This window comes from Sorangium sp. So ce204 (assembly GCF_051526795.1).
Taxonomy (GTDB): Bacteria; Myxococcota_A; Polyangia; order Polyangiales; family Polyangiaceae; genus Sorangium; species Sorangium cellulosum_B.
This window is the reverse complement of sequence record NZ_CP150317.1, coordinates 8,258,918-8,273,840: the sequence shown is the minus strand read 5'-3', so window position 1 is coordinate 8,273,840 and position 14,923 is coordinate 8,258,918. Positions and strand designations below refer to the sequence as shown.

The following is a 14,923-nucleotide window of genomic DNA, read 5'->3' as shown; positions in this document are numbered from 1 at the left end:
CATCGTCCGCGCGGCGCGCGGCGCGCGGCGCGCGGCCGCGGCGGCTCCCACCCCGGCGGCCGCCGCGGTGCGACGCCTCACGCCTCCTGGTCGCTGTGTGCGGGGGGGGGCGGAGCAGCTGCCTTCGCTCCGCAGCCAGCTTCAGCGCTCCGCGCCGGCGCCTGGATCGCGCAGCATCAAGGCGGCGATGCGCTCGCTCAGGGCACCGATCGTCATTGAAGGGTTGCGTCCGGTGGCCCCGGGGAGAATCGCGCCATCCGCGACGACCAGGTTCTTGTAGCCGAACACCCTCCCCGCATGGTCGACCACGCCCTCGGTGCGGCTGCGGCCCATGCCACAACCTCCCAGCGGGTGCACCGAGACCATGCCCCGGACGAGCCGCCAGAACAGGGGCACATAGAGCTGGCCGCCAGTCGCCTCGGACAGCCGTCTATGCATCTCCAGGATCGTGTCGGCCAGCGCTCTCGACTCGTCGACGCGCCACGTGAGGTCGATGTCCTGTTCCCACGGCTTCGCGAAGCGAGGGCCCAGGCGCAGCTCGCCGTCGGCGGCGTCGACGCCCTGGCCCAACCAGAGCATCAGGTTGCGGGTCGGATTCACCTCGTCCAGACCGCGCGCGAGCTGTCGCTCGAGCAGCCATGCCAGCGGCCGCAACGCGGGTGACGCCAGCGTGGCGCGCATCGCGTTCAACAGCATATTCGGGAATCCGTCGTCTTGGATGTAAAAGCGCTGCCCGTTCACGCTGCCGTCCATGAACTCCAGCCCTGACGCGATGGTGGGGCCGATGCCCTGCTTCACCTGGTCGCCATCCGGGTAAAACGCAGGAGTCAGGAAGTTGGCGTTCGGACTCCAGTGTTTCCCGAGCCGTCGGCTGATGTTCGGCAGGGTGCGGTGCTCGTCGCGGCAGCGCAGCAAGAGCTCCGTGGTGCCGAGCGAGCCCGCTGCCAGGACGACCATCTCCGCGCGCACGCTGCCGGCAATCAGGCGCTCACGGTCGACGCGATCGAAGGACACGCGGTAGCCGCTGCCATCCGGCTCGATGCGGCGCGCGATGTGCAACGGTCGCACTTCGGCCCCGTGGCGCTCCGCGAGAGGGATGTAGTTGAGGTCGAGCGTATTCTTCGCCCGAACGTCGCAGCCGATGTCGCAGTTGCCGAGGTGGACGCATGTACCCTGCCGCTCCCCCTGCTGATTGATGAACGACTTCGAGTGCTGATGGCCGAGCGGGTCGTGGAGGCCATGATGCCAGTCTTCGTCGAACGTGATCCCCAGCGGCACGCTGGTGAAGCGGTCGCCATGGCCGAGCTTCGCGGCCGCTCTCCGGAGCAGGCGCGCGCGCGCTGTGAGCTGTCGGCTAGGGATCGGCTGCACGCTGAGCATGTCCCGCACCTTCGCATAGTACGGTCGCAGCTCCTTGTAGGTGATCTCCGGCGGCCACCCGGCGTCGAACAGCTCGGGTCGAGCCTCCAGCAGGACAGCGGAGTAACACAGGGATCCGCCTCCTACGCCGGCGCCCTGCGCGACGATCATGCGCGGGAAGAAGCGCAGGTCGAGCCAGCCGTTGTGCTTCGCTGGGGAATTTTTCCGATAGAGCCAGGCGTCGGTCGGCCCGCGCGGGTGCTGAGTTGCGGTCCAGCGCCTGCCCCGTTCGAGGACGAGAACGCGGGCACCTCCCTCTGCCAGCCGAGCCGCCGTGATGGCGCCCCCGAAGCCGCTCCCGATCACGATGACGTCGAATTGATCACCCATGAGGCACGCTCCTCGCGAGGGGCCTTTCACCTGGACGGTGCGTCAGCTCTCCGGTCGCTCGCCATGCAGAGCGCTCCGCCGGGTCGATCGCGCTGGCGTCGCGGATTACGACTACCGGATCCGCCTCCCGCCCGAGCGGATGGCGGTCGATGCGTCGTTCCGGTTGGTGCGCCAACCCGGGTGATGGAAATGCACGACATGATCGGCGTTGTATGAGGCGACGGCCTCCGTGAACGTGATCCGACCGATACGACGCCAGTTGGTGACCTTCACGCGCCGGAACCCCGGTATCCCTATGTTCACGGCGCAGTCGGACACGCTGATGTCGAACACGATCGAGCCAGTGGGCTCCGAGGCTCCCGGCTCGAAGATGTGAGCATAGATCTCATCTCGGAAATCCAGGTTTTTGCCCTGTATCCGGGCCTGTCGAGGCGCCATCTTGAGCAGCATGTGCTCGGGGCATCTCGTGCGCTCGCCCTCGGGCTTGCCGAGCTCGGCGATCTCATGGAGCTGGCGGGCGTCCGCCACCTTGTCCACGAGCGAAAAGACCAGACCAGCGCGGGCCAGGATGAGGAGGTAGATCCCGCGCCGGCATGCGGTCACGTCGGGCGCGTTTCGGAGCATCGCGTCGTTGATGAAGTCGGTGTGCATGCCCCCGAGGTCTTCCTGGGACATGAAGCTGGCGGGAATGAGCGGATCCGCGTGGTTCGGGTCCATCGTCGGATAAATCTTTCCGGCGAGGCTCAATGAGCGTCGTTGCCCACGGCGCGTCTCATTGCCGTCCGATGAGTATCTTCCGATGATCAAGCCCTTGGCGCCTTGCTTGAAGTAGCCGCTATACTCGCTCTCCTCCGTGATCTCCCATACTCCGAGGAGACAGATGCCGTTGGGCGCTACTATCCTGCGGAAGCCCTTGCCGTCGGGGCCCCAGCGAAGGTCCGCCCTCGAGTCGACCGCGCGCCCCGCGGCTTGCTTCATGAGATCGGCGTGAGCAGAGAAGGCGCCTGACCACGCGTTGCGGATGGTCGACTTGAACATCGGCAGGGGGCCGGGGGCCTCGCCGCTTCGGCCTTTGCGATATGGGTTCTCGTACAGGGCGTCTCGGACCTCTGCATATCTGGAGCCGCAGTAGGCGAGGTCCTCGTCGCTCATCCCTTGCGGCCCGCGCAAGGCACTCAGGTCGAAATTCCACCTGCTCATGATTGCTTCCCCCGTAGCTCGTTCTGAGCGCGTTTCTTGATCCGTTGCACCCCCGCGGCCATGTACCGGTTATAGAGGACCTTGATCGCGGGAGTGAGGAGGAGCGTCGCCAGGGCGGACGTGCCCTCGAACTCATAAAGCCATTTCACCTTCGTGCCGGCGCCGTCGTCCGTGAACCACCATTGCCCTCGCGCCTCCTTCACCAGGCAGCGGAGGATGGGATTCGTGAAGTTGGTTACTGCGTACGAGAAATAGTCTGGCGCATCGGCAGCTACCACCTCTTCGCGTACGGTGCTGCCGTCCGTCAGGTGGATTGTCCGGTACGAACCAGGCACATCCCACGGTCCAGTGGTGCCGGAGGTCCACTCTGCGCCGGGAAAGCCGTACCCCGCGCGCAGCACGGTGTGCAGCTCCGTGTCGAACACCCCGGGGACGAGCCAGGCGAAAAGGGGTGCCCTCGGCACCGCGATTCGAGACGATACGACGGAGGAGACGGTTGACATCAGTAATTCCCTCTTGGGTTGAAGGCGGGCGGGTATGCCGAGGGCTACGCTGACGGTCAATGACGCTGCGCTTCGCCGTCGTGGGCGCTGCCCTCCCCATGCTCATCGTCCAGCAGCGCGCCGGCCGCCTCGGGCATGTTCTTGTAGTAATGTGGACAGAAGCCCTCGAGGGCATTGTCGAGGCCCAGGGGATTTGCGCGCCATTCAGGCAGGCAGCAGGGTAGTCGGGCTCGTCGCGCTGAGCAAGGCACGGGCGCCGGCGGTGGCGGCATCCGGGTCGAGACGTTCGAGAACGTCCGGGTCACGCACAACCTGGTAATAGCCCTTTCGAAGCGTCGCGCAGCGACGATGTCGTTCTGACGTGCAATGTGGCCAGGGCCGGCTCTGCGGTGTCCTCGGTCCTGTTGATCCCGGTCATCTCGACGTCCGGGTGGGCGCCAATCGAATCAACGTTCGACTTGAAGTGGCCCGGCGAGGCTTGTCTTCGTGTCTTCGGTCGGGTGGCGGAGCCGGTCTCGACAGCGGGTGAGGGCGCGGCAGGTCATCAGCAGAGCAGGTTGGTGACGAACATGCTCTGGTCGTCGCTTGCAGGTTAAGGAATCGCACGCTGCATCAGGATCACGTCGAGCCAGCGGTCGAACTTGTGCCCGACGTCGCGGAGCAGCCCGGCGTCCTCGAACCCGAGCGCGCGGTGCAGCGCGACGCTCGCCGCCTGGTCTCCGGCGATCTGCGCGATGATCGTGCGGTGGCCGAGCGAGATCGCGCGGCTCACGAGATCGGCGAGGATGCGGCGCCCGAGCCCCCGCCGGTGGAGGCCGTCGCGCACGTAGACCGAGTTCTCGACGGAGCGGGCGTAGGCCTCGCGCGGGTTCCACAGGGAGAGCGAGCCCCAGCCGACCACGGTCCCGTCGCCCTCGACGGCCACGGTGGCGGGGTGCAGGGGGCCGTGCGCGGCGAGCCAGGCGCGGCGCTCCGCTGGGGTCGGGACGGTGGTGGCGAAGGTGCAGGTCGAGCGCTCGACGTAGAACGCATAGATCTCCTCGATCGCCGAGAGATCGGCCTCGGTCGCCAGGCGGATGAGAACGCCGTCGCCTGGCGCCGGGAGCGGCGCGAGGTCGGGCGCGACGAACGCGGCGCGGGCGTCGTCCGAGAGCAGCCGCGCGCGAGAGTAATGGGCGAAGAGCGCCTTGCTGCTGCGGTGGCGGTCGAGGAGGCCCTCCGCGAGCTCGTGGACGGCGGCGCCTCGGTGCTCGGCGGCGTGGCGGGCGACGAGCGTGAGCCAGGCGACCGTGATCGTCTCGTGGTAACCGTTCATCGGCGGGTGCCGCGCGTTGAAGGCCTGCAGGGCGGAGCGCATGCGCGCGAGCGCCCCCTCGGGCCCGTGGGCGCGCACGTAGTGCAGGGCGAGGAGCAGGTGGCGCGCGTGCGAGAAGTCGCGCTGCTCGATCGCGGCGTCCTCGATGGCGGCGGCGAGCGCCGCGAGGTCGCGCTCGTCGATCTGGCGTTCGCGGCGTTCGCGGCGTTCGCGGCGTTCGCGGCGTTCGCGGCGTTCGCGGCGTTCGCGACGCGCGCGGCGCTCGCCACGATCGCCGAAGGGCGGCAGTCCGTCGGCGCCGCTCACGGCGCCTCCTTCCGGGCGGCTCCGCGGCCGGGCGCCTTGCGGGGGCGCGCTTCGCCGTCGCGCGCCTCTCCGGACGGCAGCGGCAGGGGCGGGAGCGCGGTCTCCTTGGCGGTGGACAGGACGATCGTCGTGCGCGTGCGCACCACGCCGTCGTGGGCCTTGAGCTCCTGCGTGAGCAGGCGCTCGAGCGCCTCGGTGTCGCGGCAGCGCACCTTGAGCAGGTAGTCCTCGTCGCCGGCGACGTGGTGGCACTCCTGGATCTCGGCCGCGCGCTCGACGGCGCGCAGGAACTCGCCGCGACCGCGCCGGTTCGCGATCGAGACCGAGATGAAGGCCGTGAGCCCGGCGCCCACGGCCCGGGCGTCGAGGCGCGCCTCCCACCCCGTGATGACGCCGCGCTCCTCGAGCCGCCGCACCCGCTCGGCCACGGCGGGCGCGGAGAGGCCGACCGCCTCGCCGAGGTCCGCCCACGACCGGCGCGCGTCGCGGGCGAGGAGGTGGATCGCTTTCAGATCGATGGCATCCATGGTGGTTGTCATTTGAAGTGAATGAATTATGGATAAAATTGTTTCGAAATACAAGTCATGGGCCTGCATGCGCCGGCGCGTCGCTCCCGTCGCCGTCCCTGCTCGCCCCCTCTCGCCGCGCGGCCACGCTGCTCGCGGCGCAGCACCAGAGCAGCATCGCTGCTGGCCCGCGAGCAGGGGCGATCGCGAACTGCCGCGCCCGGGCCCTCGCCGGCGGCGCGGCGCTCCGGCGCGCGGGCCCTGCCGGCGCGGCGTCGGGCGTCGGCACGGGCCCCTGCTCGGGCGGCCAGCATGAGAGCTCGGGAGAGACGCGGAGGGCAATAACCCGCACAAGCTGACGGTCGACAAGGTCCGGGCGTTGCTCGAGCGCGCCGGCTTCATCGCCGACACCGTGGAGATCCTCACCTTCGTCGACCACGCCGCCGACATCGACGAGATCTTGAGGCACAGCGGGTCGAGCTCGTTCGGCAACCACCTCTCGCACCTGAGCCCCGAGGAGAAGCGCGAGGTGCGAGCGCGGCTCGCGAAGGAGCTCGAGGCGTTCCGCACGCCGAAGGGCATCCGGCTCGAGCGCAACCTCATCTTCGCGATCGCCCACACGGCAGGCAACTAGCCCGCCCGCCGGCGCCGCTTCACTCCAGCGTGCCTCGCGGGTGAGAGCTCTGTTAGAATCGAGCGACCATGCGAGGGGAAGACGGGAAAGGCTCATGCTGCGTCGCGGGCTGAGCGGCGCGGCAGGGTTGCTGCTCCTCGGTGCTGCGGCCTGCGGCACCACCCCCGACGGCCCGAGCGGAGCGACAGGTGGCAGCGGCGGCTCCGGGGCCGCCGAGCCGTCCGGGGGCGGGCAAGCGGGTTCTCCCGGGGGGCGTGACTGCGGGACGGCGGGGGAGGTGCTCGCGGTGGGCACGAACCTCCTTGACGAGGCGACCGGGCCCGCGCCCGAGCTGGAGCGCCTGCGCGGCTGTACGCGCTTCCTCGGCACGCTTCATCTGCTGAATCTGGGCGGGCCCGAGGCGATCGACGCGCTCACGGATCTCAGGGAAATCGCGGGGTCCTTGCTGATCCTTTCGCCTCCCGAGGATCTCGGACCCCTGTCCAACCTGACGCGGATCGAAGGTCGGTTGCTGGTCGTGGGAGCACTGGAATCCTTGCGCGGCCTGGAGTCGATCCAGGTCGTCTCCGGGCTGTGGCTCTACCAGAGCGGCTTCGCCGACTTCTCGTGGCTCCCTGCGCTCGCGGAGATCGGCGATTCCATGATCGCCCGGCGCAACGCCCAGCTGACCGCTGAAGCGCTGGAGTCCTTCGCGACGTCGCACGTGCGCAGCGGCGCGCTGGTGTCCCTCATGAACGCCGTTCCCAAGGAGCCGCCGGACCCCGATGCCGAGGCGGTCGTGTGTGGCCAGCCGAGCGATCTGGCGATCGTGCCCTACACGAGCGTGGCCGGATGCACCCGCTTCCGGGGCTCGATCCACCTGAGCGACGTGACGCCAGGCGCCTTGGAGCCGCTCTCCTCCATCGTCCACATCGACGGCTCGCTGACCCTCTTCCGCAACCACACGGACGACTTCACCGCGCTGCGTAACCTGCGCCGCGTCGGCGCGAATTTTCAGATGCATCTGCTGGAAGGCCCAGGCCTCGACGGGTTCGACGCCCTCGCGGAGGTGGGTGAGCTCAGACTCCTGAGCCCGGGTGAGCTCACGGGCTTCGACTGGCTCCCAGCGCTCACCAGCGTTCGTGAATCCGCGTTGGCGGTGAGGGGGGCCCCCCTGTCCATGGAGGCGGTAGAATCTCTTCTTTCGCGCCTGGACATCGGGGGCGAGACCGCGGTGATGACCCGCGACTGACGCGCCCTCGTCGCGTTCGAATTCATCGCGCCGCCCGCGCGCGGCTGACGAGCGCCGCTGCGCCCGCGAGCCCGGCGAGGCCAGCCACCCAGGGCCAAGGGGATGTCCTCGTCGCCGAAGGGACGGTGACCTTGCCGAGGTCCGTCTCTTCGACCACCTCCTTGATGTGCGGGTACACGCGGATGAAGGCGAGCGCTCCAGCGACCATCCCGAGCAGCCCGAACACCGCGTCGCGGCGGCCTTCACCGACGGCGGCGAGGGTCGTGCCGGGGCAATAACCGAGGATCGCCATCCCAGCGCCGAAGGCCACGCCGCCCAGGATCACCGACCGTACCTGGAACGGCTTCACGTCGAGCTCGGTCGCGCCGGCCGCGCGCAGGCCGTGCGCCCCGATCGAGCCGGCGGCCGCGGCGGTCGACATGATCCGCGCAATGCTGCTGTCGCGCAGCAGGAGCTGCTCGATGATGAGGTCGGCATCCGAGGCCCCTCCTCGCTGGAGGAGGGCGCCGAACGCGGTCCCGGTCGCGAGGCCGAGCGCCAGTCTTCCGAGCGGATCCTGCCTCATCGCGCGCCTCCTCGAAACAGGAGCTTCGCCGTCAAGACGGAGCTCAAACCCATCGCGACGTCGAACGCGAGGCTCGCCGCGGCGAGCTGCATCGTGCCGCTGATGCCGTGCCCGCTTGTGCATCCTTTGCCGAGCCGCGCGCCGAACATCATCAGGGCGCCCCCGCAAAACGCGGCCGCGTAGCGCTTTCCGCGGCTCTCCCCGAACCGCGCCCGCCATGCGTCCGGCAGCGCGGAGCCTCGCGTGCCCGAGGCGCGCGAGGCCAGGAACGCGCCAAGGACGATGCCCGGGACGAGCAGCACCTCCCAGTCGATCTTCGGCGTCGCCTCGCGCTTGGCCACGAACTCGTTCACCCGGCTGGCCTGCGGCGCGAGCCGGCGCGCCAGCGCGCTCGCCCCCGTCTCGAACGCGGACGTCACGCCGAGAGGCCGCTTCGCGGTCCCCATCGCGAACGCCTCCAGCGCTCCGATCGCGAGCCCGGCGATCTCCGGCGCCCAGCGCGCGCCTCCCTGCGAGCTCATCGTCGCGCTCCTTCGATATCCAGGGTGGTCACCGTGCGCTCGGGGCCCTGCTTCTTCGGCAAACCGAGCTTCTCCCACGCCGTCATCCCGCCGAGGACGCTGGCGACGTCCGTGAAGCCGCGGCGACGGAGGATGCTCGTCGCGAGCCCGGCGCGGTGACCGACGCTGCAGACGAGCGCGATGCGGCCATGACGCGGCAGCGCGGGCTGGATCTTCTCGAAGTGCTCGTCGAGATATCCCACGTACATGTGCCGTGCGCCTCCGACGTGCCCCTCCGCCTCGAACTCCTGATCATCGCGGACGTCGAGCACGGCGACGGCATCGCCCGCGTCGTGGAGCTCGCGCGGGGCCATCGTGCCCGTCTTCTCGATGGGCATTCCGGCGTCCCGCCATGCGTCGAACCCTCCGGCCAGCACGCCGGAGACGTGATCGACGCCGACGCGCGCGAGGTGCAGGACCGCCGCCTCCACGTCCGCGGCGCGCGGGACGATCAGGTACACCCGGGTCGTCTCGTCCGCGACCCACCCGCCGAACACCGGGAGCCCAGCGAGCCAGAGGTTCAGCGAGCCGGGCAGGTGGCCCGACGCGAACGCCTCGGGGTCGCGCGCGTCGAGCACCAGCCCCTGCCTGGACTCCGACGCGAACTTGTTTGGCGGCAGGAAAGGTACTTCACCGGGCTTCGCGGCGAGCGGCTTGCCCCCTTCGAGGTTCAGCCGCTCCATCGAGCTGAAATAGGGGGGGCGCGGGATGCGCTCCGCGACCTTGGCGCGGGCGAAGTCGTCGGCCGATCTCACGAAGACGGGATTGTAGGCGCGCTCGAGGCCGAGCGTGGAATCATCGCGCTCCGCGATGTTGCCCCCGCAGACCGAGCCGGAGCCGTGGGCGGGCCAGACGAGCGCCTGATCCCCGAGCGGGAGGAGCTTCTCGTGCACCGAGGCGAAGAGGAGGCGCGCGTTGTCGCTGGTCTCCTCGCGGTCGGGCAGGTCGGTCCGGCCCGTCTCCCCGATGAACAGCGTATCGCCGGTGAAGACGCCAAAGGCGCGCCCGGGCACGTCCGGGAGGAACACGGCATAACAGGTGCTCTCCGGCGTGTGTCCCGGCGTATGGAGCGCGCGGAGGCGCAGCCCGATCAGGTCGAGCTCCTCGCCGTCCCGCAACCGGATGTCGCTCTGTCCGAAGAGCGGATGATCTCCGCTCACGATCTTCGCGCCCGTCGCCTTCGCGAGGGCGCCAGAGCCGATGACGAAGTCCTCGTGGCGGTGCGTCTCGAGGATGAACTTGATCACGAGATCCCTCTCTCGGGCCGCCGCGAGGACCTCGCCGATGTCCCTCCGCGGGTCCACCACGATCGCCTCGCCCTTGTTGCCGAGCAGGTAGGCGATGTGAGCGAGACCTGGAGTCTTCATCCGGTGTAGATGCATGCGCGGGAGCGGATGCAATCGAGGCGCCAGACCGGCCGCCGCGAGCGATCGGCGCGACGCGCGAGCTCGAGGGGTCACCCGTCGCGCGCAGGACCGCCACGCCTCGACCTGTCCGCTGTGGCGAGATGGTGCGTCCGCGAGGGCGAGCGACAGCGCAGGCGTCCTGCCCGCCTCGTCCGCGACGGCCGCTCCCATCACCGGGAGAAGCCAGAGCCGCCCTGACTCGCGCTCACGCCGCGCGGATATCGCTCTGGAACGGGGAGACGTTCTCCCGGAACATGAGCCACACGAAGAGGCAGCGCATCTCGAAGTACTCGTCGGCGGCGATGCCCGCGAGCGTGGGGTCGAGCTCGCCGATGTCGTGCCCTTCCCAGAGGAAGCCCGGCACGCCGCGCGCCCGGCTGACGAGCCCGCCGCTCTGCAGCTGGTCGCGCGCGCGGAACCAGCGGGTGAGCGACATGTTGACCGCCGCCGTGAAGTCGGGCCGGTGCGCGATGCGCTCCGGCAACGCGACCTTGTCGAGGCCGGCCGACCAGCAAAGCCAGCAGAGGGCGGCCCACTCGGCGCGGGCCCTCCGCATCAGGAGAGAGACCGGCAGGGCTCCTGGGTCGAGCGCCTCGTCCACGGTGAGCTCGACGGTCTCGACGCCATTCTCGGTCTCCTCGGTCAAGGTCGTCTCCGTCCGCGCGAGCTCCACCGGCCCGTCCGGCAAGAGGTGCGACAGGTCGGGCGGGAGCCACGGGCAGGGCTCCGTGCCCGGCAGGCTGCGCTGCACGGCCTCGCGCAGGCGCAGGAGGCGGGTGGCGTAGAGCTGGACCTTCTGCCGAACCTGCTCGATCGGCTGATCGAGCTCGACCGTGGCCGATGCGTCGCCGGGCACCGGGTCGATGGCCTGGCCCGCCGGCCAGAAAGCGAACTCCGGGTACAGAAGCCGCACGAAGGTCCTGAGGTGCTCGGCCACGGCGGGGGCCTCGGCCTCGACGCGGTCGGCGTCCTCGAGCACCCCGCGCGTGTCGCCGAGCTCTAGTCGCAGGAGCGCGCGCGTGATGCAGGTCGAGCGGCGCTCGGGCACGAGCAGCAGCGCCGCCTCGACGAGCGAGAGCGCGACGCGACGCGAGCCCCGGAAGACGGCGGCGAGCGTGCGGTACGCCGCGCCCGGCTCGGCGCCGAGCAAGAGCTCGTCCAGGACGCCGAGCGCGGTCGCGTCGGACGCCTCGAGCAGCGCTCGCCCGCGTTGCTCCACGACCTCGGGTCTCGGCTGCAGCGTCGCGCCGCGCAGGAACTCGGCGAGCCTCTCTCGCTCGCCCCCGCGGGCCGCCGCGCGGGCCGCCGCGCAGCAGGCCTCTCGCGCGCGGCCCTCCTGCAAGAGCTCTCGCGCGAGGGCCCAGACGCGCTCGGCGTCCCACGCCGCGACGTCTTCGGCGAGCGCGGGCGACGCGACGAGGCTCGCCTCGTCGAGGGCCGCGCCGAGCTCGCGTCGAACCACCGGCGCCCCGTCCGCGTCGAGCCCCGTGAACGCTCCGACCGGGTGGCCGTGCGCATACTGGCCGCGCTCCTCGCGCACGCGCCGGTCGAGGTAAGGGCTCGTGTCCGGATCGGGAAACCAGCGGACGGACGGGCCGTGGAAGCGTCCCTGGGGATCGAAGTGCCGCTCCTCGGCAGGGCGGCCCAGCGCGTCGTACCGGAGCTCGCGATGACGCGCGCCAGCGCGAACCTCGATCTCCTGAGAGGGCTTGCCCTCACACGTGAAGTAACGGTCGATGAAGGAGGCCGAGGCTTCGTCCTCCTCGCGGACCAGCCATCGTTGCGAGCCGTGGTCGTAGTCGGCCTCTCCGGCGACGCCGGCGGGTCTGTCGGGCCAGCGGGAGCCGTCCGCGGAGATCGGGTACCCGTCGCGGTCGTGAAAGACCTGGCGCAGGATGCTCCCTTGCCGATAGCGCGTTCGCAGCTCCCAGGCGCCGGGCGGCACACAGCACGGTCGTAACCTGAGCTCCGTCGGGGCGTCGCTGCCGTACACAACCACCTCGCCGTCGAGCTCGCCGCCCCGGTAGCGCCCGCGCTGCGCGGGTTGACCGTTCGGGTGGAACGAGGTGAACGGCCCGTCCTTCACCCCACCCGCGTAGCAGCAGCGCGAGAGCAACGAGCCGTCGCTCGCGCGGTAGACGTGGCACTCGCCCGAGCGACGGCCGTCGGCGTCGGTCTCCACGAGCTCGAACGTGCCGTGCTCGGGGTCGTACCTGGCTGAAGGAGGAACCGACGGAGGCCGCTCCGCGCCGTGGTGTGCCGTGGAGTCCACGCATCGCAGTCTATCGGCTTTCGCGCCGAGAAGGCGGCCCTTCACGCTGATTGCAAAGATCCACGACGCGCGGGTCCGGGGAGCGCCGCTCCGAACCATGGAAGCTCGACCCTCTCGACGACCGCGGCCAGCGCAGCGGATCGCTGCAGTTGGCGCCGCGCTACTGGTTGGCGGTGTCGCCGGTGCAGATGACGAACTGCGTCGCGCCGTCCAGAGCTGCGCCGTCGCCGGTGAACCGGACCTGGCGGCGCTCCGTGGACGGGCACTTGGCGACGACTTCGTCTCGGCCGAAGCCGAGCCGCGGGTCGACATAACACCACCCGTGCACCTTCTCGCCGCCGACCTCGACCGGCGCAGGAGGCACCGTGTCCTGGCACGCCGCGAGCTCCTCCGGCGTCTTCAGCTGCTCGACCTCGCAGACGCAGTTCCAGCCGTTCACCGCCGCCACCGGATCCTCGAGCACCATCCGCTTCGCGGCGAGGTTCTCGCGGAGCACCTCCCGCCGCGCCGTGAGCCCGTCACAGCCGCACTTCCCCTCGGCAGTGCTCCGCGCCTCGAGGACGAGGCAGCTGACCTGTCCGCTCTCGTTCGGCTGGAGCGCGCGGGGCAGGCACTGCCCGCCGAGCTTCGTCTTCAGGCGATCGACGATCGCGCCGATCGCCGGCCGATAGCCGAAGTCGAGCCGGTCCTCCGCCGGGAAGTCGAGCTGCGCCGGGCACACGGAGCCGACGATGCCCTGCTCCCCGAGGTTCCGGATGAGCTCGAGCTGCCGCAGGCCCGGGTAGGCCTTCGCGTTGACCTGGAGGTTGCTGTCGGTGCCGTCGGGGTTGTCCTTGCACAGAGGGCTGTTTCGGTCTTCAGTGCTCTTGCAGTCATCGCCCGTCACGGACTCGAGCAACCGAAACGTGCAAGCGTACTGGAGGTCGCCGAAATCCGGGTTGGGGTTCCATTCATGGCCGTTGATGTCGTTGGCATCGTCCGGCGAGTCCGGGCCGGCGATGCGCGTCCCGGTGATCGGGTTCTGGCCCTCGCGGGGGACCGGCGACTCGATCATGTGGGGATCGCCCGGGCTCCGGCGCGACTTCGGATCTCCGAGGATGATGTCCCAGGTGCTCGCGAAGCTCGCGTTCGGGGTGCTCAGCTCCTTGGCGCTCTTGAAGCCGCCGACGCGGTTGCCGTCCTGGTCCCTGCCTTCCCGGAGATTGGGCTGGCCCGCGTCGTCCTGGCGCGCGATGTCCTGCCACGGGACGCCCACGAGGCCCGCGAAGAACACGTACTCCGGCGGACGGACCGCGCTGTTCTCGTCCTCCGGGTCGAGATCCGAGAAGAGCGGGTTGTCGACGATATTGCCCTGGTGATCCTCGATCCGCGCCAGCGTGAGCGCGTCCGTGTAGCGGTCGATCGGGTAGAGCAGATCGATGCCGAACCGGCGCTTCTGGTCGAAGCAGCGCAGGTTGTGCGGGTCCTCGTCGGGGGGGAGCGTCTTGGGCTGCCCCTCCGGGCCGCAGGTCTCCTCGTCCAGCGGGCACTCGCCCCTGGGCGTCCCGCAGGACTTGCAGCACGGGTCGTCCAGGCCCTTCTCCGCGCACTCCCTGCGCGGCGCGAACATCCGAAAGACGTCGCCGTCGTCGTCCTTCTGCCTCGCGACCCAGAAGGCGTTCCCTCCCTCCTTGATGGAACAGTCGTTCTCGTCCGACAGCATGACGATCGCGAGGAGCGAGTCCGGCCGCAGGAACGCCTTGCGCTGATCCAGGAGCTTCTTGTCCACGCCGCGCCGCTCCGCCTTGCCGTTCACCACCTCGAGGGTCTCGTAGGGCGCGGGGTCCACGAGGAATCGGTACCAGCTCTCCAGCTGCGACTCGAAGCCGCAGCCGTTGTCGGCCACCCCTCGGACCATGTTCGTCAGCGTCGGCACCAGGCCGCGCCCCGCGCCGTCGTCGAGGATCGACTCGCCGGCGGGGCTGAGCTTCTGCTCTGGATCCCAGGCGAGGAACCCCAGGTTCTGGTAGGTCGGCGGGTCGTTGTCTGCGTCGTTGCGGTCGTCCCTGTCGCTCCGGGCGATGAGGTGTCCCTTGTCGTTGTTGAAGAAGGCGAGCGACTCCTCGGGGCACGAGTCCGCGCCATGGCTGCCGAGGCTCGTGCTGATGATCCCGATGTGGATGTCGACGACGGGCTCGAACTCGCGCTCCTTGCCGCTCGGGCAGCGGCCGTCCTCCCCCGGCGGGGACGAATCCAGGGGGTTCAGCGGATCGATGCACCGGGGGTCGACCAGGCGCCTCACGAGGTCGGGCACGGCGAGCGCGAGGATGTCCTGCTTGTCCTTCATCGACGATGAGTTGTCGATGGTCAGGAGGAGATCGATCTTGTCGACGCGCCGCGGGAGCCGCTCGACGACGGTGCCAGTCGTGCGCGTGTCCTGATGGGCTATCGGGCGGCTCAGGCACCCCGGGAGGAGCGATATGCCGCCGACGACGAGGGAGCACAAAAGCGACGCTGCCGCGCGGGCAGCGCGGGACGGACGACGAGCGGCCATGGATCCTTCCTTGCGCGAGAGATGGAGTGGGCCCTTCGCGCGCCATGCGCGCGGAGCTGGCGCGCCCGTCTCGCGCGGAGTGGGTGACAGGCCGCCTGGCGATCGCGTATCAGACGCCGAGAGGGGGTGTTCTCTTGGCTACG

13 protein-coding genes are annotated in these 14,923 nt (G+C 69.9%); 2 read left to right on the top strand and 11 right to left on the bottom strand.

Going from position 1 to position 14,923, the window contains the following annotated elements; all coding sequences use genetic code 11:
* Positions 1-141 precede the first annotated feature (141 nt).
* From WMF22_RS30715 to WMF22_RS30690, 6 genes are all read right to left on the bottom strand, one after another.
* On the bottom strand, positions 142-1,725 hold the full coding sequence (locus tag WMF22_RS30715; RefSeq protein WP_438032087.1) for a GMC oxidoreductase: 1,584 nt from the start codon (positions 1,723-1,725) through the stop codon (positions 142-144).
* A gap of 135 nt (positions 1,726-1,860) precedes the next feature.
* Positions 1,861-2,901, bottom strand: coding sequence for a hypothetical protein (locus tag WMF22_RS30710; protein WP_438032086.1), 1,041 nt, complete (start codon positions 2,899-2,901; stop codon positions 1,861-1,863).
* A 44-nt stretch (positions 2,902-2,945) separates the two neighbouring features.
* A complete protein-coding gene (locus WMF22_RS30705; RefSeq protein ID WP_437293557.1) occupies positions 2,946-3,452 on the bottom strand; it encodes an SRPBCC family protein in 507 nt (168 codons plus the stop codon).
* 592 nt (positions 3,453-4,044) lie between these two features.
* Entirely contained in the window at positions 4,045-5,073 is a 1,029-nt protein-coding gene (locus tag WMF22_RS30700) for an N-acetyltransferase family protein (protein ID WP_438032085.1), read from the bottom strand.
* Positions 5,070-5,600, bottom strand: a complete 531-nt coding sequence (locus WMF22_RS30695) for an Lrp/AsnC family transcriptional regulator (protein WP_437293555.1) — start codon at positions 5,598-5,600, stop codon at positions 5,070-5,072. The genes WMF22_RS30700 and WMF22_RS30695 overlap by 4 nt, the downstream gene beginning before the upstream one ends.
* Before the next feature lie 55 nt (positions 5,601-5,655).
* A complete protein-coding gene (locus tag WMF22_RS30690) occupies positions 5,656-5,868 on the bottom strand; it encodes a hypothetical protein (protein ID WP_438032084.1) in 213 nt (70 codons plus the stop codon).
* 90 nt (positions 5,869-5,958) lie between these two features.
* Between WMF22_RS30690 and WMF22_RS30685 the strand changes: the two genes are divergently transcribed.
* Both WMF22_RS30685 and WMF22_RS30680 read left to right on the top strand, forming a co-directional pair.
* Entirely contained in the window at positions 5,959-6,213 is a 255-nt protein-coding gene (locus WMF22_RS30685; protein ID WP_438032083.1) for a hypothetical protein, read from the top strand.
* 277 nt (positions 6,214-6,490) lie between these two features.
* Positions 6,491-7,444, top strand: a complete 954-nt coding sequence (locus WMF22_RS30680) for a hypothetical protein (RefSeq protein ID WP_438032082.1) — start codon at positions 6,491-6,493, stop codon at positions 7,442-7,444.
* Positions 7,445-7,466: 22 nt separating this feature from the next.
* On the opposite strand, the gene WMF22_RS30675 is transcribed toward WMF22_RS30680, so the two are convergent.
* The 5 genes from WMF22_RS30675 to WMF22_RS30655 all read right to left on the bottom strand — a co-directional run bounded on the left by WMF22_RS30675 (position 7,467) and on the right by WMF22_RS30655 (position 14,780).
* Positions 7,467-8,009, bottom strand: coding sequence for a DUF6691 family protein (locus WMF22_RS30675; RefSeq protein ID WP_437293551.1), 543 nt, complete (start codon positions 8,007-8,009; stop codon positions 7,467-7,469).
* Positions 8,006-8,530, bottom strand: coding sequence for a YeeE/YedE thiosulfate transporter family protein (locus tag WMF22_RS30670; RefSeq protein WP_437293550.1), 525 nt, complete (start codon positions 8,528-8,530; stop codon positions 8,006-8,008). The genes WMF22_RS30675 and WMF22_RS30670 overlap by 4 nt, the downstream gene beginning before the upstream one ends.
* Positions 8,527-9,936 carry an MBL fold metallo-hydrolase gene (locus WMF22_RS30665; protein WP_438032081.1) on the bottom strand — a complete coding sequence of 470 codons (1,410 nt, stop codon included), beginning with the start codon at positions 9,934-9,936 and terminating at the stop codon, positions 8,527-8,529. The genes WMF22_RS30670 and WMF22_RS30665 overlap by 4 nt, the downstream gene beginning before the upstream one ends.
* A 244-nt stretch (positions 9,937-10,180) precedes the next feature.
* Entirely contained in the window at positions 10,181-12,247 is a 2,067-nt protein-coding gene (locus WMF22_RS30660) for a toxin-antitoxin system YwqK family antitoxin (protein ID WP_437293548.1), read from the bottom strand.
* A gap of 160 nt (positions 12,248-12,407) precedes the next feature.
* Complete coding sequence (locus tag WMF22_RS30655; RefSeq protein WP_438032080.1) at positions 12,408-14,780, bottom strand: hypothetical protein; 2,373 nt, start codon at positions 14,778-14,780, stop codon at positions 12,408-12,410.
* Positions 14,781-14,923: the final 143 nt, after the last annotated feature.

Excerpts from the sequence above, each read along its gene's own strand:
- WMF22_RS30710 (WP_438032086.1), bottom strand. The coding sequence starts at position 2,901 with ATGAGCGACGAGGACCTCGCCTACTGCGGCTCCAGATATGCAGAGGTC.
- WMF22_RS30705 (WP_437293557.1), bottom strand. The coding sequence starts at position 3,452 with ATGTCAACCGTCTCCTCCGTCGTATCGTCTCGAATCGCGGTGCCGAGG.
- WMF22_RS30695 (WP_437293555.1), bottom strand. The coding sequence starts at position 5,600 with ATGGATGCCATCGATCTGAAAGCGATCCACCTCCTCGCCCGCGACGCG.
- WMF22_RS30675 (WP_437293551.1), bottom strand. The coding sequence starts at position 8,009 with ATGAGGCAGGATCCGCTCGGAAGACTGGCGCTCGGCCTCGCGACCGGG.
- WMF22_RS30670 (WP_437293550.1), bottom strand. The coding sequence starts at position 8,530 with ATGAGCTCGCAGGGAGGCGCGCGCTGGGCGCCGGAGATCGCCGGGCTC.
- WMF22_RS30665 (WP_438032081.1), bottom strand. The coding sequence starts at position 9,936 with ATGAAGACTCCAGGTCTCGCTCACATCGCCTACCTGCTCGGCAACAAG.
- WMF22_RS30655 (WP_438032080.1), bottom strand. The coding sequence starts at position 14,780 with ATGGCCGCTCGTCGTCCGTCCCGCGCTGCCCGCGCGGCAGCGTCGCTT.